The 24,538-nt window shown below is 61.8% G+C and carries 22 protein-coding genes; 16 read left to right on the top strand and 6 right to left on the bottom strand.

Going from position 1 to position 24,538, the window contains the following annotated elements:
- Positions 1-28: 28 nt before the first annotated feature.
- Positions 29-1,372, top strand: a complete 1,344-nt coding sequence (locus GJW30_RS12980; RefSeq protein ID WP_157746755.1) for a carbohydrate porin — start codon at positions 29-31, stop codon at positions 1,370-1,372.
- A gap of 138 nt (positions 1,373-1,510) precedes the next feature.
- Here the strand turns inward: GJW30_RS12980 and GJW30_RS12975 are convergent, their stop codons facing one another.
- From GJW30_RS12975 to GJW30_RS12955, 5 genes are all read right to left on the bottom strand, one after another.
- Entirely contained in the window at positions 1,511-4,612 is a 3,102-nt protein-coding gene (locus tag GJW30_RS12975; protein ID WP_430727097.1) for an efflux RND transporter permease subunit, read from the bottom strand.
- Between the two features lie 35 nt (positions 4,613-4,647).
- Complete coding sequence (locus tag GJW30_RS12970; RefSeq protein ID WP_245408506.1) at positions 4,648-5,850, bottom strand: efflux RND transporter periplasmic adaptor subunit; 1,203 nt, start codon at positions 5,848-5,850, stop codon at positions 4,648-4,650.
- A gap of 62 nt (positions 5,851-5,912) precedes the next feature.
- Complete coding sequence (locus tag GJW30_RS12965) at positions 5,913-7,391, bottom strand: efflux transporter outer membrane subunit (protein WP_130364458.1); 1,479 nt, start codon at positions 7,389-7,391, stop codon at positions 5,913-5,915.
- Positions 7,392-7,581: 190 nt separating this feature from the next.
- A complete protein-coding gene (locus tag GJW30_RS12960) occupies positions 7,582-7,998 on the bottom strand; it encodes a cell division protein ZapA (RefSeq protein WP_096355973.1) in 417 nt (138 codons plus the stop codon).
- Positions 7,999-8,003: 5 nt separating this feature from the next.
- Positions 8,004-8,285, bottom strand: a complete 282-nt coding sequence (locus GJW30_RS12955; RefSeq protein WP_245408505.1) for a DUF4164 domain-containing protein — start codon at positions 8,283-8,285, stop codon at positions 8,004-8,006.
- A gap of 96 nt (positions 8,286-8,381) precedes the next feature.
- Between GJW30_RS12955 and GJW30_RS12950 the strand changes: the two genes are divergently transcribed.
- From GJW30_RS12950 to GJW30_RS12895, 13 genes are all read left to right on the top strand, one after another.
- Positions 8,382-8,864 (top strand): YqhG/Tai3 family protein, encoded by a 483-nt coding sequence (locus tag GJW30_RS12950; protein ID WP_157746754.1) that lies wholly within the window; start codon positions 8,382-8,384, stop codon positions 8,862-8,864.
- Positions 8,865-9,433: 569 nt separating this feature from the next.
- On the top strand, positions 9,434-9,586 hold the full coding sequence (locus tag GJW30_RS12945; protein WP_157746753.1) for a hypothetical protein: 153 nt from the start codon (positions 9,434-9,436) through the stop codon (positions 9,584-9,586).
- Positions 9,579-9,881, top strand: coding sequence for a hypothetical protein (locus GJW30_RS22700; RefSeq protein ID WP_130364454.1), 303 nt, complete (start codon positions 9,579-9,581; stop codon positions 9,879-9,881). Before GJW30_RS12945 ends, GJW30_RS22700 begins: the two co-directional genes overlap by 8 nt.
- The gene (locus tag GJW30_RS12940) at positions 9,878-10,462 is read left to right on the top strand and encodes a hypothetical protein (RefSeq protein ID WP_130364452.1); all 585 of its coding nucleotides are present in this window, start codon (positions 9,878-9,880) and stop codon (positions 10,460-10,462) included. Before GJW30_RS22700 ends, GJW30_RS12940 begins: the two co-directional genes overlap by 4 nt.
- A 97-nt stretch (positions 10,463-10,559) precedes the next feature.
- Positions 10,560-10,841, top strand: coding sequence for a hypothetical protein (locus tag GJW30_RS12935; RefSeq protein WP_130364450.1), 282 nt, complete (start codon positions 10,560-10,562; stop codon positions 10,839-10,841).
- Between the two features lie 54 nt (positions 10,842-10,895).
- Positions 10,896-15,266, top strand: a complete 4,371-nt coding sequence (locus GJW30_RS12930) for a hypothetical protein (RefSeq protein ID WP_130364448.1) — start codon at positions 10,896-10,898, stop codon at positions 15,264-15,266.
- A gap of 98 nt (positions 15,267-15,364) precedes the next feature.
- Complete coding sequence (locus GJW30_RS12925; RefSeq protein ID WP_130364446.1) at positions 15,365-15,595, top strand: hypothetical protein; 231 nt, start codon at positions 15,365-15,367, stop codon at positions 15,593-15,595.
- A 216-nt stretch (positions 15,596-15,811) separates the two neighbouring features.
- Positions 15,812-17,809 (top strand): transketolase, encoded by a 1,998-nt coding sequence (gene tkt / locus GJW30_RS12920; RefSeq protein WP_096355957.1) that lies wholly within the window; start codon positions 15,812-15,814, stop codon positions 17,807-17,809.
- A 10-nt stretch (positions 17,810-17,819) separates the two neighbouring features.
- Entirely contained in the window at positions 17,820-18,827 is a 1,008-nt protein-coding gene (gene gap / locus GJW30_RS12915) for a type I glyceraldehyde-3-phosphate dehydrogenase (protein ID WP_096355955.1), read from the top strand.
- Positions 18,828-18,830: 3 nt separating this feature from the next.
- Positions 18,831-20,024 (top strand): phosphoglycerate kinase, encoded by a 1,194-nt coding sequence (locus GJW30_RS12910; protein ID WP_096355953.1) that lies wholly within the window; start codon positions 18,831-18,833, stop codon positions 20,022-20,024.
- Positions 20,025-20,183: 159 nt separating this feature from the next.
- The gene (locus GJW30_RS12905; protein WP_096355951.1) at positions 20,184-20,987 is read left to right on the top strand and encodes a helix-turn-helix domain-containing protein; all 804 of its coding nucleotides are present in this window, start codon (positions 20,184-20,186) and stop codon (positions 20,985-20,987) included.
- A 44-nt stretch (positions 20,988-21,031) separates the two neighbouring features.
- Complete coding sequence (gene fba / locus GJW30_RS12900; protein WP_096355949.1) at positions 21,032-22,099, top strand: class II fructose-bisphosphate aldolase; 1,068 nt, start codon at positions 21,032-21,034, stop codon at positions 22,097-22,099.
- 90 nt (positions 22,100-22,189) lie between these two features.
- Positions 22,190-22,690, top strand: a complete 501-nt coding sequence (locus tag GJW30_RS12895; protein WP_096355947.1) for a GNAT family N-acetyltransferase — start codon at positions 22,190-22,192, stop codon at positions 22,688-22,690.
- Here GJW30_RS12895 and GJW30_RS12890 read toward each other — a convergent pair whose 3' ends face one another.
- Entirely contained in the window at positions 22,691-23,425 is a 735-nt protein-coding gene (locus GJW30_RS12890; protein WP_096355945.1) for an SDR family oxidoreductase, read from the bottom strand.
- Positions 23,426-23,545: 120 nt separating this feature from the next.
- Here GJW30_RS12890 and queE point away from each other — a divergent pair, with 120 nt between their 5' ends.
- Positions 23,546-24,181 (top strand): 7-carboxy-7-deazaguanine synthase, encoded by a 636-nt coding sequence (queE, locus tag GJW30_RS12885; protein ID WP_096355943.1) that lies wholly within the window; start codon positions 23,546-23,548, stop codon positions 24,179-24,181.
- Positions 24,178-24,534, top strand: coding sequence for a 6-carboxytetrahydropterin synthase QueD (queD, locus tag GJW30_RS12880; protein ID WP_096355941.1), 357 nt, complete (start codon positions 24,178-24,180; stop codon positions 24,532-24,534). Before queE ends, queD begins: the two co-directional genes overlap by 4 nt.
- Positions 24,535-24,538: the final 4 nt, after the last annotated feature.

The raw sequence follows: 24,538 nt of genomic DNA, 5'->3' as shown, positions 1-24,538 counted from the left end.
TTGTAAGCGTGTTACGCGGGTTACCGCATTGGCCGCCCTTGTCCTCGCCTGGCCGGTGGCGGACGCGCGCGCGCAAGCCGGACTGATCCCGTCATCCGACATCGTCGACCTGCCCTACACGGGCCTCGACCCGACGAGAAAATGGCTGGCCGAGCGCGGCTTTACCTACGGCGGCATCTATACGGGCGAGACGATGTCGAACCTTGCCGGCGGGTTGAAGCGCGGCACGGTGTATCAAGGAAAAGGCGAAGGCTTTATCGGCCTCGACTTCGATAAATTCACGAATTGGCGCGGGCTATCGTTCTTTGCCAACGCCTTCCAGATCAACGGAACCGGCGGCATCAGCCGAAATCTCGTCGGCAACATTCAGACGATCAGCAACATCGAGGCGCTATCGACCACGCGCCTTTCCGAGATGTGGTTCGAGCAGAAATTTTTCAACGATACGATGACGATCCGCGCCGGCCAGCTCGTGTCGGACACTGAGTTCTTTTACTCGAAGGTCAGCGAATTCTTCCCGACCTCCGACTGGCCAGCGATCACGGCCGTCAACTGGCCGAGCGGCGGCCCCGCCTACCCGCTTTCGACGCCGGGCGTGCGCATCAAAATCGATCCGAACCCCAACCTGTCGTGGCTCACCGCTGTGTTCAACGGCGACCCGGCCGGCCCCGGCCCGCTCGACCCCGAGATCAAGAATAGCCACGGCATCAACTTCCGGATGAACGACGCACCGGTCGTCATCAGCGAGCTGATCTACCGCTACAACCAGGGCAAGGACGACAAGGGCCTCTCTGGCAATATCAAGCTCGGCGCCTGGTATCACTCCGGGCAGTTCGACAGCCAGCGCTTCGCGAGCGACGGACGTCTGCTCGCCGACCCTACGAGCACCGGCGTTGCGAAACGTCTGCGCGGCAACCAGGGCATTTACACGGTCGTCGAGCAGCAGCTCTATCGCCCGCAGGGCGGCGATGCCGACAGCGGCATCAACACATTCCTGCGCGCTTCGGTGAACCCGTCCGATCGCAACCTGATTGCGGCCTATCTCGACGGCGGTATCGTATTTTCCGGATTCATTCCGGGCCGTCCGAACGACAAGTTCGGCGCATCGTTTCTGTATTCGAAGTTCTCGGGTCAAGCCGCGGCGTATGACCGGGACTTTGGATTCTACACGGGGCAGATCGTACCGGTGCATTCGAGCGAGTTGTCGTTCGAGCTTGCCTACATGATCCAGATGAAGCCGTGGTGGACGCTGCAGCCGGACTTCCAATATGTGATCCGGCCGTCGGGCATTCCGACCAACAACTATGAGCCGAGCATCGGTCCGCTGAAGAACGCGTCGATCTTCACGATCCGCAGCGTGATGAAGTACTGAGCGTCTGCCGACTGTAGCCCGGATGAGCGGCGGCGCGTCTGCGCCGCGCGACATCCGGGGTGTGAGGTTAACGCAAACTCAGCTCCGGATATCGCTCGGCCACGCCTCGCTCATCCGAGCTACGAGCTGTGCCCGTTCCTACTGGATCGTCCCCGCTTCCATGCGGCGGCGCGAGAACAGCGAGATCAGCACCGGCAGCACCGTCAGGATGATCAACGGCGCGAGCATCATGCCTCCGACGACGACAATCGCGAGCGGCTTCTGCACTTGCGAACCAATGCCGGTCGAGAGCGCGGCCGGCACAAGGCCGACACCGGCGATGATGCAGGTCATCAACACGGGCGTCATCTGCAGTTCCCCGGTGCGCAGGATCGCGGAGTCGCGGTCGCGCCCCGCCGCGATGAGCTGATTGTACTGCGTGAGGATGATGATGCCGTCCATCACGGCGATGCCGAACAGCGCGATGAAACCGATCGCGGCAGAGACGCTGAACGCGGTGCCGGTGAGCGCGAGGCCGAGAATGCCGCCGACGATAGCCATCGGGATCACGCTGAGGCCGAGCAGCATGTCCGTGACCGAGTTGAAGTTCAGCCAGAGCAAAAGCCCCATCATCAGCAGGCTGATCGGAACGACGACGCGAAGCCGCGCGATGGCGTCCTGCAGATTGCCGAATTCGCCGACCCATTCGAGCCGCGAGCCCGGCGGCAACGGCACTTCCTTGGCGACGCGCTCCTGCGCTTCGGCAATCGCGCTGCCCAAGTCGCGGTCACGCACGGAGAACTTCACCGGCAGATAACGCTGCTGTTGTTCGCGGTAGATGTATGACGCGCCGGAGACGAGACGCACGTCGGCGACCTCGCCGATCGGAATTTGCGACATGCCGTTCGCGGTCTGCACACCGATGCTCAGATTCTCAATCGCCTCGAGACTCTTTCGATATTCGGGCGCTAGACGCACGACGATCGGGAAGCGGCGATCGCTGCCCGCTTCGTAAACGTCACCGGCAGCGTCGCCGCCGATGGCGACACGCACGATGGTGTTGATGTCGCCCGGCGTCAGCCCGTAGCGCGCGGCGCGCAAGCGGTCGACGTCGACCTGCACGGTCGGCTGCCCGAGCGAGTTGAACACCGCGAGATCGGCAACGCCCGGAATGGTCGCCAGCACGGCCTTGATCTTGTTCGCGGTCTCGGTGAGCACGCGCAGATCGTTGCCGTAGACCTTGATCGAGTTCTCTCCCTTCACGCCCGACACCGCTTCGGCGACGTTGTCCTGCAGATATTGCGAGAAGTTGAACTCGACGCCGGGGAAGTCCGCTTTGAGTTTCGCCAGCATCTGATCGGTGAGCGCGTCCTTGTCGACGCCTTTGCGCCATTGGTCGGCGGGTTTCAGCGGCGTGAAGAATTCGGCGTTGAAGAAGCCGGCGGCGTCGGTGCCGTCGTCCGGGCGGCCATGCTGCGAGACGACTGACTCGACTTCCGGGAAGCTCTTGATGAGCGTCCGCATCCGGTTGACGTAGCCGTTGCCCTCTTCGAGCGAGATCGTCGACGGCATCGTGGCGCGGACCCAGAGGTTGCCTTCCTCGAGCTTCGGCAGGAATTCGAGGCCGAGCATGCGGACGCCGATGACCGTGAGCGCGAGCATGACGCCGGCGATGATCAGCGTGATGAGCTTTTGCGACAGCGCGGCGCGCAGCACCGGCATGTAGACGCGCTGGAGCGCGCGAACCAACAGCGTTTCGGTGTGCGCGACTTTCTCGGGCAGTAAGTAAGCGCTGAGCGCCGGCGTCACCGTGAAGGTCGCGATGAGGCCGCCGAGCAACGCGTAAGCGTAGGTCTTCGCCATCGGACCGAAGATGTGCCCCTCGACGCCGCTCAGCGTGAACAGCGGAATGAACGCCGCGATGATGATCGCGGCCGCAAAAAAGATCGAGCGGTTGACGTCGCGTGCCGCAAGAAAGATGCCGTAAAGCTTGTCCGTGAAGCCAAGCTCGGCCGCGCCGACGCGATCAGCGCCGGTCGGGCCATGGCTCGCCGAATGGCCGAGCCGTCTAAAAATACTCTCCATCATGACGACGGTGGCGTCGACGATGAGGCCGAAGTCGATGGCGCCGACGGAGAGCAAATTCGCGGACTCGCCGCGCAGCACGAGGATCGCGATGGCGAAGAAGAGCGCGAACGGAATTGTGGCGCCGACGATCAACGCGCTGCGCAGATTGCCGAGGAAGACCCACTGCAGGAGGAAGATCAGCGCGATGCCGACCACCATGTTGTGCAGCACCGTGTGCGTCGTCAGCTCGATCAGGTCTTTGCGGTCGTAGATGCGCTCGATGCGCACGCCTGGCGGCAAGACATTCGACGTGTTGATGCGCTCGACCTCGGCAGTCACCGCCATGATGGTCGGCATGCTCTTTTCGCCGCGCCGCATCAACACGATGCCCTGGACGATATCGTCTTGGTCGTCCTTGCCGGCGACGCCGAGGCGCGGCTTGTTGCTGATATTGACGTTGGCGATGTCGCTGACGAGGATCGGATTTCCGTTCGCCTGCGTCAGCATCGTGTTGGCGAGATCTTCCGCCGAACGAATGAGACCGACGCCGCGCACGACCGCGACCTGCTGGCCGATGTTGATCGTGTTGCCGCCGACGTTGACGTTACTGTTCTGCAGCGTCTGGATGACGCCGGCGAGCGTGAGGTTCGCGGCGATAAGTTTGTTGATGTCGATCTGTAGTTCGTACTGCTTCGTCTTGCCGCCCCAGCCGGTCACGTCAATGACGCCCGGCACGGTGCGGAAGCGGCGTTGCAACACCCAATCCTGCAGCGTCTTGAGATCGAGCACGCTGTAGCCGGGCGGACCGATCAGCTGATAGCGGAACACTTCGCCGATCGGCGACACAGGCGAAATCGTCGGCTGCGCGTTATTCGGCAGCGACGGCAGTTGAGCGAGGCGGTTGAGCACCTGCTGCAATGCCTGGTCGTAAGTGTAGTCGAACGAGAATTGCAGCTTCACGTCCGAAAGGCCGTAGAGCGAAATCGTGCGGACGGTGCGCAGGTTCGGCAGGCCGGACGTCTGCGCCTCGATCGGGATCGTGATGTAGCGTTCGACCTCTTCGGCCGAGAGACCGCCGACTTGCGTCACGATGTCGACCATCGGGGGCGTCGGGTCCGGATAGGCTTCGATGTTGAGGCGCGAGAAGGCGAACAGCCCGCCGATCATCATCAAGATGAAAGCGAGCACCACCATCGCACGATGGTGGAGGGCGAAGGAGACTACGGAGTTCATCCTCCCTGCCCTTCACGGTCGATGAAGACGCTGCCCTTGACGATCACGCGTTCGCCGACGCGCACGCCATCGAGCACCTGCAGGAAGCGATCATTGAGGAGACCGGGCTTGATAAAGCGCAGTTCGACGCCGTTGTCCGGAGTGACGACCCAGACGCGGGCGGTCTCGCCTTCGTACAGCACGGCATCGCGCGGCACGGCTGGGTAGTAATCGCCTTCGCCGGTGAGGATTGTCGTCGAGACGAACATCTCGGGCCGCAGCCGGCCCTCCGGATTGCTGACGACGGCACGCGCGGTGAGACGCCGCGTCGCCGGATCGAGCGAAGCCGCGATGTAGGCGATGTTCGCACCGCGCGGTAGCTCATTGGAGCCGAGCACCTTGAAGTACATCGCTTGGCCGACCTTGACGTTCGCGGCTTCGCTCTCGCGCACGTAAGCCAGCACCCAGACGCGCGACAGATCGCCGACGACGAACAGCGGATCGGACGAGCCCGCCGATATGTACTGCCCCGGACCGACCTTGCGCTGCACGACAGTGCCTTCAAGCGGCGACGTGATCGTCGTCTCGCTCGTCATCTTGCCGGACTTCTCGAACTCGTCGATTTCCTGGTCCGTGCGGCCGAGGATACGCAAACGATTGCGCACCGCTTCGCGTGCGGTCTCGGCCGACCGGACATCGTTCTGTGCGCTGACGAGATCGGCTTGCGCGGCCTGATACTCGCGCTGCGAGATCGCCTTCGCTTCGGAAAGGTCGCGTAGGCGGCGCTCGACGCTCTGCGCCAGGTTCAGCTGCGAACGCGATTTGTTGAGTGCCGACAGCGCTGCGATGTAATCGTTCTGCGCCTGAACGGCGTCAGTCGCCTCGATCGTGAACAGCGGCTGGCCGCGCATGATCTTGTCGCCGGGCCGCACCATCAGGCGGATCACGCGGCCCGCATACGGCGAGAACACCGGCGTCGACGTGTCTTCGTCGATCGTGATCTTGCCTTCTGTGGTGATCTCCGGGCGGAAGACGCGGCGCTGGATCGGCTCGACGGTCAGCGAAGCCCATTGCTGCTGCGTCGGATAGAACGGCTTGCCGGCGCCGCGCGCCGCTTCCGGTTTGGCGGCGGGTTCGGGAGGCTTTTCCTGATACTTCCACCACGCATAACCACCGCCCGCGACTATCGCGAGCAAGAGCAGAATGCCGAGCGGCCTCACGCGGCTCTTCGGCTGCGGAGACGCGGGCAAAGTCTGTGGCGGCGGGGGGCTATGCTCTTCACTCATCGCGTCACGCGTTCTTCCACGACCACCGCAATCGGACGATTCCACCAGCCGCCGCCGAGCGCTTGGAATAGCGCGACCGTGTCGGCGAGGCGCGCGGCCTCCGCCTGCACGCGCGCCAGCGACGTCTGCAGATAGGCTTGTTGTGCGGTGATCAAACTCGGCAAACTGATTTGGCCACGATCGACTTGCTGGCGCAGCAGCTCGATGTTGCGCGATGCCGCGCGCTCGGCCGCGATCGACGCGTTCACGGCGTCAGCGTCGCTTTTGAGGGCCGCAAGCGTATCGGCGACATTGCGCACGCCTTGAATGACCGTGCTGCGATACTGTGCGGCTGCCTGCATGAAAGTTTCTTCGGCGACCGTCTGCTTTGCTTTGAGCTGACCGGCATCGAACAACACCTGCGCGGCGTTGGCGCCGAGGAACCAGAAGCCGGTGCCGGCGGTGAACAGTTTCGCGACCGTCGCGGCACTCGAGCCCGCATTTGCCGTCAGCGTCAGCTGCGGCAGGCGATTGACGATCGCGACGCCGATCTGCGCATTCGCGGAATGCAGCGTGGCCTCGGCGGCGCGCACATCCGGGCGCTGGCGCACGAGTTCGGCCGGCAAGCTCAGTGGAAGATCGCGCGGCAGGCGGAAGTGCGAAAGGATGAAGCCCCGCCCGTCATAGCCGCTCGGCATTTTGCCGGTGAGCGTTGCAAGCAGATTGCGCTGCTGGTCGAGTTGCCGCTGTAGCGGCGGCAGCAAGAGCTTTGTCTGCGCTAGCGCGGTCTCCTGCGCAAGGACATCGGGGAGCGCGATCTGACCGGCGTCGGATTGCTTCCGTAGAAGTCCGAGCAGTTGCGTCTGCAGCGTGATGAGCCGCTGCGTCACCATCACCTGCCCGCGCAGCGAGGCTTCCTGGATCGCCGCGAGTGCGATGTTGGCGGCGAGCGTCTGGTAAACGGCCTCGCGCTGGAAATCCGCGACCTCGACCTGCGCCTGCGCGGATTCGATATTTCGGCGCGTCCCGCCGAAAACGTCGGGCACGAAGGATACGCTGAGCTGCGCGGTGTTGACGCTGTACACCGCGGCGCCCGACGCCGCGTTCGATTGCAATGTCGAGACCGGATCGCGCTGGCGGGTCGGCGCGAAGCTGCCCGTGACCACAGGGAATAGGCTGGCCGCGACAACGCGGGCATTCGCCTCGGCGATCCGCACGGCGGCTTCGGCGGCGTGGAGATCGGAATTGTGCGCGATGCCCTCGTCGATGAGGCTCGTCAGTTCGCCCGAGCCGAACCGCTCCCACCAGCGGGACGGCACCTCGGCGCCGCGCGCGAGGCGCTGGCCGCCGACCCGCTCCGCGCCCGCGCTTGGGGGCAGATAGCGGGCGGTTTCCGGCGCGTCGGGTTGCTTGAAATCGGGGCCCAACGTGCAGGCGCCGAGCAGCGAAACGGACACGAGGAGGCCACCGGCGCGCGCTGTCCACGCGCGCCCCAACCTACGCCTCCCGATCCAACGCGCTCCCGTCACGCCTCTACGTCCAGCCTCACGCAATGCTTCTGCATTGCCGCACGCCCCCTGCGACAATCAAGCACACCCACACGGATTTTTGTTCGATTCCTAGGGGCCTTGAACAAGTTTGCGCGACCGTTGCATTTAGGCCGCCCCGGCACACCCAACGATCCCGTTATCCCATCGGCACGCTCGTCGTCAGCGTGCCATTGAGGGATTTCGTTACCTTCTCGACCCGCTCGGCGGCAGAATTCAGTGCCGCGATGATCGCCGTGTTGGTTGCCTGCGCCCTCAGGCTCGCGCCGGCGCTGGCCTCGCGGGCCTCCGAAATCTCGCCATGCAGCGCGATGATTCGCTCGCCGTGGTCCTGTTCGAGCTTTGCGATGCGCCGCTGCGCCTCGGATAGTTCGTCCGACAACATGAGGGCGGCGACCACCGTCAGCCGCGAATCCCCGATCTCGCCGAGTTGCCCACGCAAATCCTCGATCCGCTTGTCGAACTGCTCGGCAAGTTCGCGCAGGTGGTCTTCCTGCCCGTCCTCGCAGGCCATCCGATAAGCGCGTCCACCGATGGTGACTTGGACCGAAGCCATGGCCCCTACCCCGTTTTGCCGGACACGACGGCGCGCACAGCGTCCATCGCCATATCGAGCCGCCGCGAGACTTCGCGCGTCGCGGCGCCAAGCTGGGTCGCGCGGGCCGTCTGCTCGTCGAGCTGTGAGGCAAGACGCGATCGGTCGACGCCGAGCGCCGCGACCTGGTCGGCCAGCGCATGCTCTCGCCCGTCGACTTCCTGGCGGCGCTCAAGCGCGGCCTCGAGCCCGTCGAGCGCTGCCGACAGACGTTTCGCCGCCGCCTCCATTCCCGAATGTTCCGTCACGGCCCCTTCCGACGTAGGTTGCGCGTGTTGTGCAACGATTCGCAGTGTGCGCTCGCGCCGCCGCTGCCGCAATGTCAGGTTCTCGAGGTGCCAATTATGCGCACACTTTTCCTTCTTGCTTTCATGGTGTTCGCCGGCGTCGGCCAGGCTCTAGCGCAAGCGCAAGGCGCGGTCGACCAGACGCCCGAGGCGCTGCTGCGCTTCGTCTACAGCCACTATGTCGGCAAGGCGGGCGAGGACAATGTCCAGTTCAACTGGATGGATAAGCCGCTGGTCGACAAGCTGTTCGAGCCGGACCTCGCGGCAGCGATCCTGAAGGACGGCGAGAACGACGAGGAGTCCGCGCTCGGCGCCGACCCGTTTGTCAACGGGCAGGATTTCGAGATCAAGTCGGCGGAGTATGTCGTGGTCTCGCAGGCGGGCGACCGCGCGAGGGTGGATGCCAAGATCGTCAATTTCGGCCAGCCGGTGACGATCGGCTACGATCTCGTGCGCATCGGCAACGGCTGGCGCATCCGCGATATCCTCTGGGGCGGCGAAGAGCCGGACACGCTGCGGAAGACGTTGAAGCTGCCGTAGGGGTTGGGGTTTGTGAGGCCGGAGGCAAAAGCCTTGGTTGTGTTGGAGGATGTGGCGATGCGGACCACAAGCGTTGAAGGTTGCCTCGCTACACGCATTGCGTTTATTCAACATTCCGCAGCAGTGGATCGCTAAATTATCGTCATTGCGACTCGATGCGAGATGCCGCTACAAAGCGACTGGCCCCGCGCAAGGGAGCGCAAGAGGCCGACCAACATCATCCCGAAAGTCTATCCCGCCGCCATCAACGGCGAGCCGTATTTTTTTCACGCGTACAGGCCGGCTGCGTGCTCAGCGCTGCTTGAAGAATGTTAGTCGAGGTCACGGGACGATCTTTTTCCGTAGCACATTGCGCATTCGCCTCGAGGGAGCCGGAGTTCACGATATGAGCAAGTTATCGTCTGATTGGCCCGAACCTTTTGTTCGATTGCTAGCAAACGAGATCGCCGTGAGGAGACCCGAGTTGGTTGCGGAAATGCGGCGGCTCGAGACCACAGATTCCGACATCACTCCTGTAGGAGATGAGCTTCGTTCGGCAGTCGCTACGCTTCGGCCCACGATACTCGGGTTTGACCGCATTTCGTTGGCTTCAGCAGTTCGGCTGCATTTCAGGCGCGCTGCAGGCCTACAACCGCTCGCAGGACAGCGCAGGCTCAGAGGCGCAGATGACCGCTGGCGACTTTTTCCTTCGCGTTGAAAAAATGAGCACAGAACATGAGTAAAACAGCTTCCGAACGGCCCGAACTGTTCATTCGGTCTCTCGCCGATGAGATCGCTCAAAGGCGGCCTGATCTGGTTGAAGCAATGTGGAAGCTTGAAGCTGCCGACTCTGACATTACCCCCGTCGGAGATGACCTCCGCCGAGAGATTGCTGCACTTCGTCCTGAAATCGTCGGGTTCGATCGTATTTCACTGAAGTTGGCGGTTCGTTTGCTTTTTCGGCAAAGAGCCGGCTTGCCGCCGCTCGGTGACCGGAGCCATCAGACAAACTTTCCACAAACTTACAGGTTCGGATGACCACCGATCCAGTCCGATTGGCCTCTCTGGGAAGAACGCTTGCGTTCGCCTTTTGCTTGTCTGCAGCTTTTGCATTTCAGACAGCCTTGGCCATCGGAGCCAGAGCTTCATTCGAGCGCCAGATCCAGGGCACACTTGCCGCAATTCTAGAAACGATCATCGCGGGGGAATTCGCCGGCCGTGATCCATCGCAGGTCGGCCTCACCATGCAACGACCGGTCTGCCGCGCGGACGATTTTCAAGAGCTTGTGGCTTCGCCGAACTCCCTTGATCTCATCAATCGCCGCTGCCGTTTTGTTGCAACGGCGGCACTGGGTAAAGGTCAGGCCAAAGCCGACGTGTTTCTGCCGAAAGGCCGCTGTGAGGCAATCAAACAATTATTCGAGCGTGTAATCTCTTCTGCGGCGCAGGCCGGTTCTCGTGTTCTGAACTTCACGCACAAAGGTGAAAGTCTTAAGACAACAAAGGGCGATTTATTAAAGGGTTCAGAGATTGTCGCGGCATGCGATGTTGATGCGCTAACAGTGCTAGTGAATCGCGCGCATCAAAAATCTACTTCTAACATCCTCTTACTAGCTTGAGCATGTTACTCCATGGCATGCTTCTCGGCTTTCAAGTCGTTAGTAATTTTCTTCCGATGGCCCATTACGGCTCTATTAAATTTAAATGACCCCTCGTATGTCGAACAAAATTAGCATGAGAAAAAGAACGTTCTTAACCGACTGGTCGGAGGCAAGAGTCGCAACGCTCGGTGAGAAAATTGCGGCGAGAAATCCTCTACTCGTCATCGAAATTCAAAAGCTCGAAAGCGAAAGAAATGACATCACAGATGTTGCTCATCTATTGCTTGCAGAGATAGCCACCTTGACCCCTGACACCCCCTCAGGCGACCGTGCCTATCTGATCGTTTGCCTGCGATCTTACTTCCGGCAAAAGGCCGGGATGACTCCGCTTTACTAATCAACACGCCTTAAGAATTTTTATATCAAGCTATTTACATATTTAGGTGCGGTTTTGACGAGCTCAATTTATTTCGATGGCAACGCTGTACAATATGCTTTGGAAGCAGGCGGCACCAGACTGCTTGATCGCTATTTAGCCGCGGCTACTACGAGCGGTAGCAAAGTTTTCATAACCGACGTCGTGAAAGCAGAAATTGCATCCGGCCCGAAAGCTGCCGAATTTGCAGAATGGTTTCACGCAAATGAGGCTGCGGGAAATATCGCCGAAGCTAAAACGCAAGCGAACCAAACATGGATTGAGGCAACGAAATCTGGCGCCAAGCTGGCAAACATGGGCGAGATCTCCATAATGGAGAGGATGGTCGCCGACGCTAAGGCCGGGTCAACGTCATACGTTTTCTCAGACGACGCTCGATGGTTTGACAAAGCACAGAACACCAAGCCTTTGAGCGCGGCGGGGATTGATGTCAGCAAAGCCTGGTTCACCAATGGTGAGATGCTCAACACGCTCTTGCGAGGCGGCGAAATAACACTTGGTGAGTTCTATGAGTATCGTGATCTTTTTCGCGAGAATGCGGCACCGTATGTAGAACGCGGCGGCAGCTACAGCGCATCGCTCGATGGCCGGTTCGCAACAGACGCGGACATTCCAAAAATCCTCAACCCGGAACTCGGTACAACTTCGCTGAAATTCCTAGGACCGTTGAGCAAACTCGGAAGCGCGCTCATCTTTCTGGACATCGTCACGAGCAGCGCGAAGGCCGCCGGTGAAGTCGATCGCGGCGACACGACCGCCGCAACAATAACGATGGACGAGCTTGCCGCGCGACTCGGCTTTGGGTTCGCTGGTGCTAACGCGGGCGCTGTGGCGCTCGGCGGACTTTGTTCGTTGTTTCTGCCGGGCGGCGGCACGGTCGCTTGCGGCGTGGTTGGCGGAGTGCTCGGTGGAATCGGCGGCGCCATGGCCGGCGAAGACTTCGTTCACCGCATTTGGGCCAACGTCCTAGGGACGCCGGAAACTCAACAGAGCTCGGGAACAACGTCGCCGACCACGCGCGTAACTGTCAACGCAGATGCGAATTCAACCCTTGCCCAATTGGCGAGGACGATGAATGAAGCAGGCTTTGCGCCAGCACAGGTCGATGCTGTCGTGGGAATGGTCCAAGACAAGCTTTTCGAAATGTCGAAGACCAATCCTAACGCGACCGCAATGGACGCTTACAACGCGCTCATTTCGAGCGTGGACCGTCCGGCCGATCAATCAGGTGCACTGCGCTTTAGAATCGATGCGAACGGCGACGGAGCACCTGATACCGATGTAACTCTCAATGGGTCCGAAAACGGTGGGCTTTCGCTGGAATCGCGGCGGCAAGACGCTGCATCAGGCGGCTACATTGAGCGCGAGGTCGATGTCGATTCCGATGGCGCCATCAAGAGCGAAATCAGAGAGCTCGACGCATACGGCGATCTCAAAATGTCCATGTCGGAAGAATTGCTTTCGAATGGCCAAAAGCGCGACACTACGCGGTACGACGACGAAGATGTAGAGATCGAAGAGATCGACGACGACGTTTCTGAACTTAGCTACCACGGGCAAACTCTATCCGGCGCTGTTATCGGCGCGACATTTGGATCGTCGCTCGGTGCAGCGCTCGGCGGCAATTCGATCGTTGGCAAGATTGCCGCAGGCACATTGATCGGTGCAATCGGCCATCACATCGGTGCGAGTTTCCAGAACCAGTCGATTGCGAGCGAAGCAAATATAGACGTCGCCTTCTCCAAAGCGATGGACGGTTTCGGCGCGACGGTAGCGGGCATCGGGCTGGGTCAGGTCTCGTCGTACCTGATGGCCGAGCTTGCGGAAGAGCTTGGCTTAAGTGGCTTCGAAGGCAAGCTCTTCACTTCGATGGGCACGACGATCACACAGCAGCTCGTCACCAACATTGCGACCGGCAGCCCAATCGGCACCGGTTTTGATCCCGCGACGTTGTTCACCAGTCTATCGGGAGCGGTCGGCGGAATTCTCGGGAGCCAACTGGCCGCGCAAGTCGTCATGCCGGATAGCGAGCTTTCGCAAATCAGCGGTTCGGTCAGCGGCGCGATCGGCGCCTATATCGGCAGCGTTCTGATTCCGATTCCGGGGCTCGGTGCACTTGTCGGATCGTTCCTTGGCAATCTCGTGGGCACCCTGTTCGGCAATTGGCTCAGTGACCCGCCTTATGTTTCGCTCAACGTTGTTATCAACGCGCAGACGGGCCTCTATCAACAAGGACAAATCACAACGGAGGACGGCGGGAAGCCGGACCTCTTCAAGCAGATCAGCCAAGCTCAGATCGACGTTATCAACGCGCTGATCGAAACGACCGGCGGTCGCGCCGACTACGCGACGTCCCACTCCCTCACTTTCGTGCAGAACGACAAGCATTATTGGCTGTACGAGATTGACGGCCCGATCGTCGCGCGCACGCGCAGCTACACGCCGGACAATTACATTGTCCCCCATAAGGTCTTCGATCTCAACAAGCCAAAGTCAGGCAACGACCTGACACCGATGTACAATATCGGGCTAATGGAACTGCTGCATTCGATCGAGATCGTAGGTGGCGATCCGATTATTGCGCACGCATTTGAAAACTCCACCGCGTCAACAGCCGCCGCATTTGCGGTCGACCTCCAGATCGCGAAAGACTACCGCCTCTACGTCGACAACAAAGCCGTCATCAATGCTCTCATGGCGGCCGAGCCCGATAGCGCGTTCACGGCCGGTTGGGCTTTGACGCTGCTGCGTGCACGCGAGCTCGGCCTCGTGGAGGTCGCTAACTACGAAGCATCGGTTCTGAGCCGCGATGCGCTCGTCGGCAGCGACGGCGATGACGTCGTGATTGCAACTGTCGGTGATGACAGGATCTACGCGAAGGGCGGCAACGACCGCGTTGAAGCCGGTGACGGCAACGACACCGTATGGGGAGGTACTGGCAGCGATGAACTGCTCGGCCAAGGCGACAACGACATGCTGTACGGCGAAGCCGGCGACGACAGGCTGTTCGGCGGAGCCGGAGGCGACAAACTCTTCGGTGACGACGGCGTCGATATGCTGCACGGCGATGACGGCAACGACCGTCTTGCCGGAGGTGCCGGCGATGACAATCTATATGGCGGTGCGGGCAACGACGTTCTTTATGGCGATGACGGCACCGATGAACTGCTTGGCGAGAGCGACAACGATACGCTCGTCGGCGGCGCAGGCGATGACCGGCTTTATGGCGGCACTGGCGATGACACGCTTCAGGGCGACGACGGCGCGGATATTTTGGTCGGCGACGACGGCAACGATCGCCTCTCGGGAGGTAACGGCGACGATCGGTTGTATGGCCGCGACGGCAACGACTTGATCTATGGCGATGATGGCAATGACGAAGTCAATGGAGAGGACGGCGATGACACGCTGATTGGCGGTGTCGGCGACGATAAATTGTACGGTGGGCGCGGCAATGACACGCTCTATGCTGATAGCGGCAACGATCTCGTTTACGGCGAAGACGGCGATGACCATATCTCGGGTGGCGACGGGATCGATCTTCTCGACGGCGGCTACGGTTCCGACATCTTCTCCATCTCGGTCGAAAGCGGCCTGACGGCCCAAGGTTCAAGTTCCATCGGCCTGAGCTACAACGTTCAACGAAGCGTTTCGGTGACGGGCCTCGGCGTCGTCGGCGACACCATCTGGGGCGGCTCCGGCAACGATACAATTGTGCTCGATCGCAAAGGAATGGCCGGCGTCCTATTGGACACCCAAAACGACTCGAACAATCTCGCGGGCGTCGAGGCCATTTACGGCAGCGACGGCAACGATGTGATCATAACGCCATTCTGGTACCGCAACGATGCCTCGTGGATGAAGGTCGAAGGCGGCGCCGGCAATGACACAATCGGGACCGGAGGTCTCGACGACGAAGTCGACGGCGGCGACGGCGACGATCTGATCTCGAGCCAGAGCGGAAATGATGTGCTACGCGGTGGAACTGGCAACGACTTCCTCGACGGTGGCGACGGGGACGACATCCTGATCGGCGGCGCTGGCGCAAATACACTGACGGGGGGCTGGGGCGCTGATCTCTTTAAAATCACCGAGACCGGCAGCTTCAACACGATCACGGATTTCCAGCCTTGGACAGACAAGATCGTCCTGTCGGGCTCGGCCTTCCGACGACTGGGCAGCGCACTCGACGCGTCAGAATTCCGTGTCGGAACGACCGCAGCCGATAGCGATGACTTCGTCGTCTATAATCAAGACACAGGTGAGCTGTTCTACGACGAGGATGGTGTTGGCATAGACAGCGCAGCGCTTATCGCGAAGGTTTCGGCCGGCACGAGCCTCTCATTCACAGACCTTCGTCTTGAGGACCCTTGGATCAGCTTATGAGCTGACCCAAACCTCCCGTCTGGCACCCAGCTTGCGATGGAAACCATCGGCGCCATCCGGCGCCACGTTTCCACGCACTCTGCTCCAGGTTGGCACGCTTGCTGTCCCACATCTTCCGGCTGTTCTCGCCTCGCCCGACGGCCGACGCCGTTGCGACGCCCATCGCGGTCGAGCCGGTTCCGCCGGCGGTGAGAATCGCCGTCTCGGTCCACAAGCCGGTGGGTCCGCACCCGCTGCAGCCGATTTCCGAACAGGCGCAGCAGGCGCTCGCGCGGCTCGCCATTCTGCGCAGCGACCTCATCACGACGCTAAAAGCGCCGCCGCAGTAACCTCTTACGGGTTGTGGGCGAACGCGGCCATTTGACCCGTCGTGGTTTGACAGCGGTCTTGCCCGTGTTATGTGTCCGGCGCTCCCCTTGAGTTCCTGCATCAAGCTTGAATCCCGCCCGGGCAATACATAATTATTTTCATAGACTTAAGGGCCGTCTGGGCGAGGCCTCCCGAGCCGTCTTTTGGGCCGGTTCGGAATCGAAGGAATTTCGCGCATGCTGACGGTCACCCGCACGAACCACGACAGGATGGCAAACGCGATCCGCGCGCTCTCGATGGACGCGGTCGAGCAAGCCAAATCCGGCCACCCCGGACTGCCGATGGGCGCCGCCGACATGGCGACCGTGCTGTTCTCTCGCTTCCTGAAATTCGATCCGAAAGCGCCGACCTGGGCGGACCGCGATCGCTTCGTGCTCTCGGCCGGTCACGGCTCGATGCTGCTCTATTCGCTCCTCCACCTCACCGGCTACGAGTCGATGCCGATGGCGGAAATCAAGCGCTTCCGTCAGCTCGGCTCGAAGACGCCGGGTCACCCTGAGAATTTCGAGACGCTCGGCGTCGAGACGACAACCGGCCCGCTCGGCCAGGGCATCGCGACGGCGGTCGGCATGGCGCTGGCGGAGCGTCACCTCGCGGCGACGTACGGGCGCGACCTCGTCGATCACCACACTTACGTCATCGCGTCCGACGGCGACCTGATGGAAGGCGTCAGCCAAGAGGCGATCGCGTTTGCGGGCCATATGAAGCTCAACCGCCTCATCGTTCTGTTCGACGACAACGGCATCACGATCGACGGCAAGATCTCGCTCTCCGACTCGGTCGATCAGGTGAAGCGCTTCGAGGCGGCCGGCTGGGCTGCCTCGCATGTCGACGGGCACGATCCGGAAGCCATCGCGGCCGCAATCGAGAAGGCGAAAGCCTCGAACGTCCCGACGCTAATCGCCTGCCGCACGACGATCGCATACGGCGCGCCGACGAAGGCGGGCTCGGAAAAAAGCCACGGCTCGCCGCTCGGCGCCGAAGAGATCAAGGGCGCACGCCAGAAGCTCGGCTGGAATTACCCGGCATTCGAAATCCCCGACGACATCTATGAGCTGTGGAGCGCGCCCGCTAAACGCGGCGCCGAAGCGCGCACGGCGTGGGAGACGCGTCTCGGCAAAACCGGCAGCGGCAAGCGCGCCGAGTTCGAGCGCCGCATGGCGAAGGAAGCTCCGGTCAAAAAGCTCAACGGAGCGGTCCGCGCTTATAAGGAAAAGCTCGCCGCGGAGCCGCTTAATATCGCATCGCGCACGGCGTCCGAGAATGCGCTCGGCGTTCTGACCGAAGCCGTGCCCGAAATGGTCGGCGGCTCGGCCGATCTCACCGGTTCGAACAACACGCGCCCCAAGGGCATGCCGGTGCTCGACGCCGACAACTACGGCGGCCGCTTCATCCACTACGGCATCCGCGAACACGGCATGGCGGCAGCGATGAACGGCATGTCGCTGCATGGCGGCGTCATCCCCTATTCCGGCACGTTCCTGGTGTTCTCGGACTATTGCCGTCCGGCTTTGCGTCTCGCAGCACTGATGGGCGAACGCGTCATTCACGTTTTCACGCATGACTCGATCGGTCTCGGCGAAGACGGCCCGACGCATCAGCCGGTCGAGCATCTCGCGGCGCTGCGCGCGATCCCGAACTTCCACGTCTTCCGTCCGTGCGATGCAGTCGAGACGCTGGAGTGCTGGCAGATCGCGCTTGAAACCCGTCACGGCCCGAGCGCACTGGCGCTGACGCGCCAGAACCTGCCGCAGCTGCGCAAGCAGAACGACAAGAAGAACCTCTCGGCGCAAGGCGCTTACGAAATCTCGCCGGCGCATGACGGCAAGGCGAAGGTCTCGATCTTCGCGTCGGGTTCGGAAGTCTCGCTCGCCGTCGAGGCGCAGGCGCTCCTGAAAGAGCGCGGCATCTCGGCGCGTGTCGTCTCGGTGCCGAGCTTCGAGCTCTTCGCCGCTCAGGACGAGAAGGTGCGCAAGAAGGTGCTCGGCCGCACGAAGGTCAATGTCGGCGTCGAAGCCGCCGTGCGTCAGGGTTGGGACGCCATCATCGGCTCCAACGGTATCTTCATCGGCATGAAGGGTTTCGGCGCAAGCGCGCCGTTCAAGGATCTCTACAAGCATTTCGGCATCACGGCGGAAGCAATCGCCGATGCCGCGGCCAGCAAAGTGAAGTGAGGATAAACGAATGGCAGTAAAGGTCTTCATCAACGGTTTCGGCCGCATCGGCCGCAACGTTCTGCGTGCGATCGTCGAGTCGGGCCGCAAGGATATCGTCGTGGTCGGCGTCAACGATCTCGGCCCAGTCGAAACCAACGCGCATCTGCTGCGGTTCGACTCGGTGCACGGCAAGTTCCCGGCGGACGTTCAGGTCGACGGTGACTCGATCGTCATCAACGGCCACAAGATCAAGGTCACGGCCGTCAAAGACCCGGCGCAGCTCCCGCATAAGGAACTCGGCGTCGACGTCGCTATGGAGTGCACCGGCATCTTCACGTCGAAGGAGAAGGCCTCCGCGCATCTCACGGCAGGCGCCAAGCGCGTGCTCGTTTCAGCTCCGGCGGACGGCGCTGACCTCACGGTTGTCTACGGCGTCAACCACGACAAGTTGACGAAAGACCACCGCGTCGTTTCGAACGCGTCGTGCACGACCAACTGCCTGGTTCCGGTCGCGCAGGTGCTTCACGATGCGGTCGGCATCGAGAAGGGCATGATGACGACGATCCATTCGTATACGGGCGATCAGCCGACGCTCGACACGATGCATAAGGATCTCTATCGCGGCCGCGCTGCCGCGCTCTCGATGATCCCGACCTCGACCGGTGCCGCGAAGGCCGTCGGCCTCGTGCTGCCGGAACTCAACGGCAAGCTCGACGGCATGTCGATGCGCGTGCCGACGCCGAACGTCTCGGTCGTCGACCTCAAGTTCGTTGCGAAGCGCAAGACGACGAAGGAAGAGATCAACGAGGCGATCAAGAAGGCGTCAGAGCAGAAGCTGAAGGGCATCCTCGGCTTCACGACCAGCCCGAATGTCTCGATCGACTTCAATCACGACCCGCACTCGTCGATCTTCCACATGGATCAGACCAAGGTGATGGACGGAACATTCGTCTCGATCCTGTCTTGGTATGACAACGAGTGGGGCTTCTCGAACCGCATGAGCGATACCGCGGTGGCGATGGGCAAGCTGGGTTGAACGATGGCAGGTAAGTTTCGCACTCTCGACGACGCCGACGTGAAGGGAAAACGCGTTCTCATTCGCGTCGACCTCAACGTCCCGATGGAAAACGGCAAGGTGACCGACGCGACGCGCCTCGATCGCATCGCGCCCGGCATCGCCGAGCTTTCCGGCAAGGGTGCGAAGGTGATCCTGCTGGCCCACTTCGGGCGACCGAAGGGACGCGACGACAAGAACTCGCTGAAGCCGGTTGCGGCCGCGCTCGGCGAGGTTCTGCGCCGCGAGGTGAAGTTCGCCGACGACTGCATCGGCGAGACGGCCGAGAAAGCCGTCGGCGCGCTGAAGGACGGCGATGTCCTGTGCCTCGAGAACACGCGCTTCTACACTGAGGAAGAAAAGAACGATCCGGCTTTCGTCGAGAAGCTTGCGAAGCTCGGCGACCTTTACGTCAACGACGCCTTCTCGGCGGCGCATCGTGCGCACGCTTCGACGGAAGGCCTCGCGCACAAACTGCCGGCCTATGCGGGCCGCACGATGCAGGCCGAACTCGAAGCGCTCGATGCGGCGCTTGGGCAACCGCAGCGTCCGGTCGCCGCGATCGTCGGCGGAGCAAAGGTGTCGACGAAGCTCGACCTTCTCGGCAATCTCATCGAGAAGGTCGATGCGCTGATCATCGGCGGTGGCATGGCCAACACGTTCCTTGCCGCGCAAGGCATCAATGTCGGTAAGTCGCTCTGCGAGCACGATCTCGCCGATACGGCGCGCGAGATCATCGCGAAAGCGAAGGCCAAGGGCTGCGAGATCGTCCTGCCGGTCGACGGCGTGATGGCGAAGGAATTCAAGGCCGAAACGCCGACGCGCGCGTCTTCGGTGAAAGAAATCGAAGCCGACGAGATGATGCTCGACATCGGCGCGCTGTCCGGCGCCGACGTGATCTCGCATCTGTCGAAGATGAAGACGCTGGTCTGGAACGGGCCGTTCGGCGCGTTCGAGATCCAGCCGTTCGATACCGGCACCGTGATGGTCGCGCATGCGGCTGCGGAGCTGACGAAGTCCGGCAAGCTGGTGACTGTCGCGGGCGGCGGCGACACGGTCGCGGCGCTCAATCACGCGCATGTCGCCGACGACTTCACCTACATCTCGACGGCGGGCGGCGCCTTCCTCGAATGGATGGAAGGCAAGCCGCTGCCGGGCGTCGAGGCCCTGCGGAAGTAATCTTCTGTAGCCCGGATGAGCGGCGAGCGTAGCAAGCCGCGACATCCGGGATCGGCCGCATCTCGGATATCGGTCGGCTACGCCTCCCTCATCCGGGCTACACGCGCATTACGTCGCAGGTAATAGCCCGGCGCCCGCGAGGCACGTATCGTGGGCGGCATGAACACTCTTGCCCAAGCCTCCTCCCCGATCGGCGCGCTCCTCCGCGAGTGGCGCACGAAGCGGCGCATGAGCCAGCTCGACCTCGCGACCGAGGCCGAAATCTCGCAGCGTCACCTGAGCTTCGTCGAAAGCGGCCGCGCAGCGCCGTCGCGCGACATGGTGCTGCGCCTCGCCGAAAATCTCAGTATCCCTCTTCGCCAACAGAACGAGCTGCTCATGGCCGCCGGCTTCGCTCCGCAGTTCGCCGAACGCAAGCTCGGCGATCCTGCCCTCGCGCCCGCGATGGCGGCGGTGCGCCAGGTGCTTAAGAGCCACGAGCCGAACCCAGCCTTCGCGGTCGACGGGCGCTGGAACCTCATCGAGGCCAATGCAGCGATCGGCCCATTTCTCGGCCTCGTGCAGGAGCCGTCGCTGCTAACCGAGCCGATCAACGTGATGCGGCTCTGCCTACATCCGCGCGGCCTCGCGCCGATTGTGATGAATCTTCGCGAATATCGCGATCACCTGCTGCTGCGCCTGAAGCGTCAATATGAAGCATCCGCCGATCCAAAGCTGGTCGCGCTCGAAAAGGAGCTGCTGGGTTACCCATCGGGACCGCGCACGTCGATCCCGATTCACCCGGATGCCGCGATGATCGCGCATCCGCTGCGGCTCAGGGTCGGAGATACAAACTTAACCCTGATCTCCACGCTGTCGGTGTTCGGTACGGCGCTCGATATTACGCTCTCCGAAATCGCGATCGAAAGCTTCTTCCCGGCCGATCCGGAGACTGCGGCCTTCTTGCGAGATTCGGCCGGTTAGCCTAGCAAGGGGGCAGCAAGAAATAGAACCGCCCCGGAGACCCAATGGCCCGCATCACGCTTCGTCAACTGCTCGATCACGCCGCCGAGAACGACTACGGCGTCCCTGCCTTCAACATCAACAACATGGAGCAGGCTCTGGCCATCATGGAGGCCGCCAATTCGGTCGATGCGCCGGTGATCATTCAGGCGTCGCGCGGTGCCCGCTCCTACGCCAACGACGTCATGCTGCGCCACATGATGGATGCCGTCACGGAAATCTATCCGCACATCCCGGTCTGCGTGCATCTCGACCACGGCAACGAGCCGGCGACCTGCATGACGGCGATCCAGGCCGGCTTCACGTCGGTGATGATGGACGGCTCGCTGAAAGCCGACGGCAAGACGCCCGGCGATTGGGACTACAACGTCGGCGTCACCAAGAAGGTCACCGAGATGTCGCATCTCGGCGGCATCTCGGTCGAAGGCGAACTCGGCGTGCTCGGCTCGCTCGAAACCGGCATGGGCGAGAAGGAAGACGGCCACGGCGCGGAAGGTACGCTCAGCCATGACCAGCTGCTGACCGATCCGGACGAAGCCGTGAAGTTCGTCACCGAAACCGAAGTCGACGCGCTCGCGATCGCGATGGGCACCTCGCACGGCGCCTACAAGTTCTCGCGCAAGCCGGACGGCAAAGTGCTCGCGATGAACGTGATCGAAGAGATCCACCGCAAGCTGCCGAACACCCATCTCGTGATGCACGGCTCGTCGTCGGTGCCGCAGGATCTGCAGGACATCATCAACCAGTTCGGCGGCCAGATGAAGCCGACGTGGGGCGTGCCGGTCGAAGAGATTCAGCGCGGCATCAAGAACGGCGTGCGCAAGATCAACATCGACACCGACAACCGCATGGCGATGACGGGCCAGATCCGCAAAGTGTTCTCGGAGAACCCGAGCGAGTTCGATCCGCGCAAGTATCTCAAGCCCGCGATGGACGCGATGTCGAAGCTCTGCAAACAGCGTCTGCAGGAGTTCAACACCGCCGGCCAGGCTTCGAAGATCAAGAAGGTGCTCACCCTCGCCGACATGGCGAAGCGCTACGCGAAGGGCGAGTTGAAGCCGAAGGTGCACTAGACCTTTCGCGTCGAAACACGAAAGCCGCCGGTGATGAGCCGGCGGCTTCTTTTATTGCTCCGATTTTGCCCCTGTCGATATCCTCCATGCATGGAGCATGAAACCGACCGCCTGATTTTGAGACGAACCAGGATATCCGACGCGCCAGAGTTGTTCTCGTTCCTCGGCGATCCGGAGGCGATGCGCCACACGCACGTCGATGTTTCGCTCAAAGCCTGCCGCCAACGCATCGCGGCGTATGATTGGCAAAGACGGATCGATGGATTCACGCCATGGACGATCGAGTCCAAGCAAGCTCGACGCATCATAGGATTAGGCGGGCTTCTCAACGATCCATTCGACAAAGGCTGGGGCGTCGAAGTTGCTTATTGGTTTCACCCGTCTGCCTGGGGGCAAGGCTATGCCAGCGAACTGGTTGCAGCGGCGCTGACGCTCGCCGACGAAGACTTCCAACTACCCCTCGTCAATGCATTCGCGCGCGCGGAGAACGCGCCATCTCGACGCGTTCTGGAGAAAGCCGGCTTCGTGCCCTTGCGATACGTTCCGGACCTGGAGCGGACACAGTATCAGAGACATCGAACGGTTAGCTGATCACTCCCCGATCGGTGCCGTACCGATGGTCAGACCGCCGCAGACGAACAGCGTCTGGCCCGTGATGTAGCCGGCATCGTCGGAGAGGAAGAACGAGACCGCATGCGCGATGTCGTCCGGCGTGCCGACGCGCTTGACCGGGATGCCTTCGATGATCGCTTTCGTGCGCGGCGAGTCCGGCGGGTTCGCCGAGTTGAACAGCGGCGTCGCGATCGGCCCCGGCCCTACCGCATTCACCGTGATGCCGTGCGGCGCGAGTTCGAGCGCCCAGGTGCGCGTCATGCCGATGAGGCCGGCTTTCGCAGCGGCGTAAGCGGTGCGCAATTCCTTGCCGAGAGCTGCCCGGCTCGTGATGTTGACGATGCGCCCTTTCCGCGCGGCCTTCATGCCGGGGATGGCGGCCTGCGTCGCAATCAACGCGGCGCGCAAGTTCACCGAGAGGATATCGTCGAGGTCCTGCAAAGTGGTGTCTTCGAGCGTCGCGGGGGTCGCGATGCCTGCATTGTTGACGAGCCAGCCGACCGAGAAGTCGCCCATCACCTGCCCCATGACTTTCTGCGTCGCTGTCAGGTCGGTGAGATCAAGTTTGACGAATTCGCCGGGCAGCGGCGTCGATGGCGGCGCGCGGTCGATATTGACGACATGTGTCCCGTTTGCGGACAGCTTCTCGATCAAGGCGCGGCCGATCGCGCCGCTGCCGCCGGTCACGAGCGCTGAGACGTTTCTTGTGTTCATGGGGGGTCCTTGGGATACGGCGGGTTTTTTACCGACCTACCATGATGCGGCGTTCCCGCCGAAATTTGCACTTGCCTTGGCGGTCGCGATGGTGTCCCTCGCGCCCGAAAGGCGCGAGATATGGCGAAATTCGCCGTTAAAGAGATATTCCTGACGCTTCAAGGCGAAGGCACGCATGCGGGCCGCGCGGCCGTATTTTGCCGTTTTGCCGGGTGTAATCTTTGGTCCGGCCGCGAGCAGGACCGCGCGAGCGCCGAGTGCACGTTCTGCGACACGGATTTCGTCGGGACCGACGGCACCAAGGGCGGCCGCTACGCCGACGCTGATGCCCTCGCGGATGCGATCGAGGCCGAGTGGACGGGCGGATCCGGCAATCGCTTCTGCGTGCTGACGGGCGGCGAGCCGCTGCTTCAGGTCAGCGAGGCACTCACCGCCGCGCTGCATCGGCGCGGCTTCGAGATCGCGGTCGAGACCAACGGCACGGTGCCGCGTCCCGAAGGGATCGACTGGATGTGCGTGAGCCCGAAAGCCGCGACCGAACTCGCGATTACGGCGGGCGATGAATTGAAGCTCGTCTATCCGCAACGCGAAGCGCCGCCGGAGCGCTTTGCCGACTTGCCTTTCGCCAACTTCCTCCTGCAGCCCATGGACGGCCCGGACGTCATCGAAAACACGCGCGCCGCAATCGCTTATTGCCTTAAGCATCCGCAATGGCGGCTGTCGGCGCAGACGCACAAGCATCTCGGAATCCGATGAAAATCTCACAAGCCTTCCGGTTCGAAGCAGCACACCGGCTGCCGAACGTTCCGGCCACGCACCGCTGCCACCGCATGCACGGACACTCGTACCGCATCGAGATCCAGCTCGAAGGTGCGACGGATCCGCATACGGGTTTTGTCGTCGATTTCTTCGACATCGAGGCTGTGGTTGGTCCGCTGATCGCCGAGATCGATCACCAGTGCCTCAACGAGATCGGGGGCCTCGAAAATCCGACCGCAGAGAATATCGCGGTGTGGATCTGGCAACGGACGAAGCCGTCCCTCGCGCAGCTCTCCGCGGTTCGCGTTTATGAAACGCCCGACTGCTGGGCGGAATACGACGGCGGTTGACGGC

Origin of the sequence: Variibacter gotjawalensis (genome assembly GCF_002355335.1) — a bacterium.
In the GTDB taxonomy this organism is placed as follows: domain Bacteria; phylum Pseudomonadota; class Alphaproteobacteria; order Rhizobiales; family Xanthobacteraceae; genus Variibacter; species Variibacter gotjawalensis.
The sequence above is the reverse complement of the archived record's forward strand: the minus strand, read 5'-3'. Positions and strand labels throughout refer to the sequence as shown.

What these genes read in the sequence shown, in the direction of transcription:
- GJW30_RS12975 (WP_430727097.1), bottom strand. Translation starts at nt 4,612, where the DNA reads ATGGTGGTGCTCGCTTTCATCTTGATGATGATCGGCGGGCTGTTCGCC.
- GJW30_RS12960 (WP_096355973.1), bottom strand. Translation starts at nt 7,998, where the DNA reads ATGGCTTCGGTCCAAGTCACCATCGGTGGACGCGCTTATCGGATGGCC.
- GJW30_RS12950 (WP_157746754.1), top strand. Translation starts at nt 8,382, where the DNA reads ATGCGCACACTTTTCCTTCTTGCTTTCATGGTGTTCGCCGGCGTCGGC.
- GJW30_RS22700 (WP_130364454.1), top strand. Translation starts at nt 9,579, where the DNA reads ATGAGTAAAACAGCTTCCGAACGGCCCGAACTGTTCATTCGGTCTCTC.
- GJW30_RS12940 (WP_130364452.1), top strand. Translation starts at nt 9,878, where the DNA reads ATGACCACCGATCCAGTCCGATTGGCCTCTCTGGGAAGAACGCTTGCG.
- GJW30_RS12935 (WP_130364450.1), top strand. Translation starts at nt 10,560, where the DNA reads ATGTCGAACAAAATTAGCATGAGAAAAAGAACGTTCTTAACCGACTGG.
- tkt (WP_096355957.1), top strand. Translation starts at nt 15,812, where the DNA reads ATGCTGACGGTCACCCGCACGAACCACGACAGGATGGCAAACGCGATC.
- gap (WP_096355955.1), top strand. Translation starts at nt 17,820, where the DNA reads ATGGCAGTAAAGGTCTTCATCAACGGTTTCGGCCGCATCGGCCGCAAC.
- GJW30_RS12910 (WP_096355953.1), top strand. Translation starts at nt 18,831, where the DNA reads ATGGCAGGTAAGTTTCGCACTCTCGACGACGCCGACGTGAAGGGAAAA.
- GJW30_RS12905 (WP_096355951.1), top strand. Translation starts at nt 20,184, where the DNA reads ATGAACACTCTTGCCCAAGCCTCCTCCCCGATCGGCGCGCTCCTCCGC.
- fba (WP_096355949.1), top strand. Translation starts at nt 21,032, where the DNA reads ATGGCCCGCATCACGCTTCGTCAACTGCTCGATCACGCCGCCGAGAAC.
- GJW30_RS12895 (WP_096355947.1), top strand. Translation starts at nt 22,190, where the DNA reads ATGGAGCATGAAACCGACCGCCTGATTTTGAGACGAACCAGGATATCC.
- GJW30_RS12890 (WP_096355945.1), bottom strand. Translation starts at nt 23,425, where the DNA reads ATGAACACAAGAAACGTCTCAGCGCTCGTGACCGGCGGCAGCGGCGCG.
- queE (WP_096355943.1), top strand. Translation starts at nt 23,546, where the DNA reads ATGGCGAAATTCGCCGTTAAAGAGATATTCCTGACGCTTCAAGGCGAA.
- queD (WP_096355941.1), top strand. Translation starts at nt 24,178, where the DNA reads ATGAAAATCTCACAAGCCTTCCGGTTCGAAGCAGCACACCGGCTGCCG.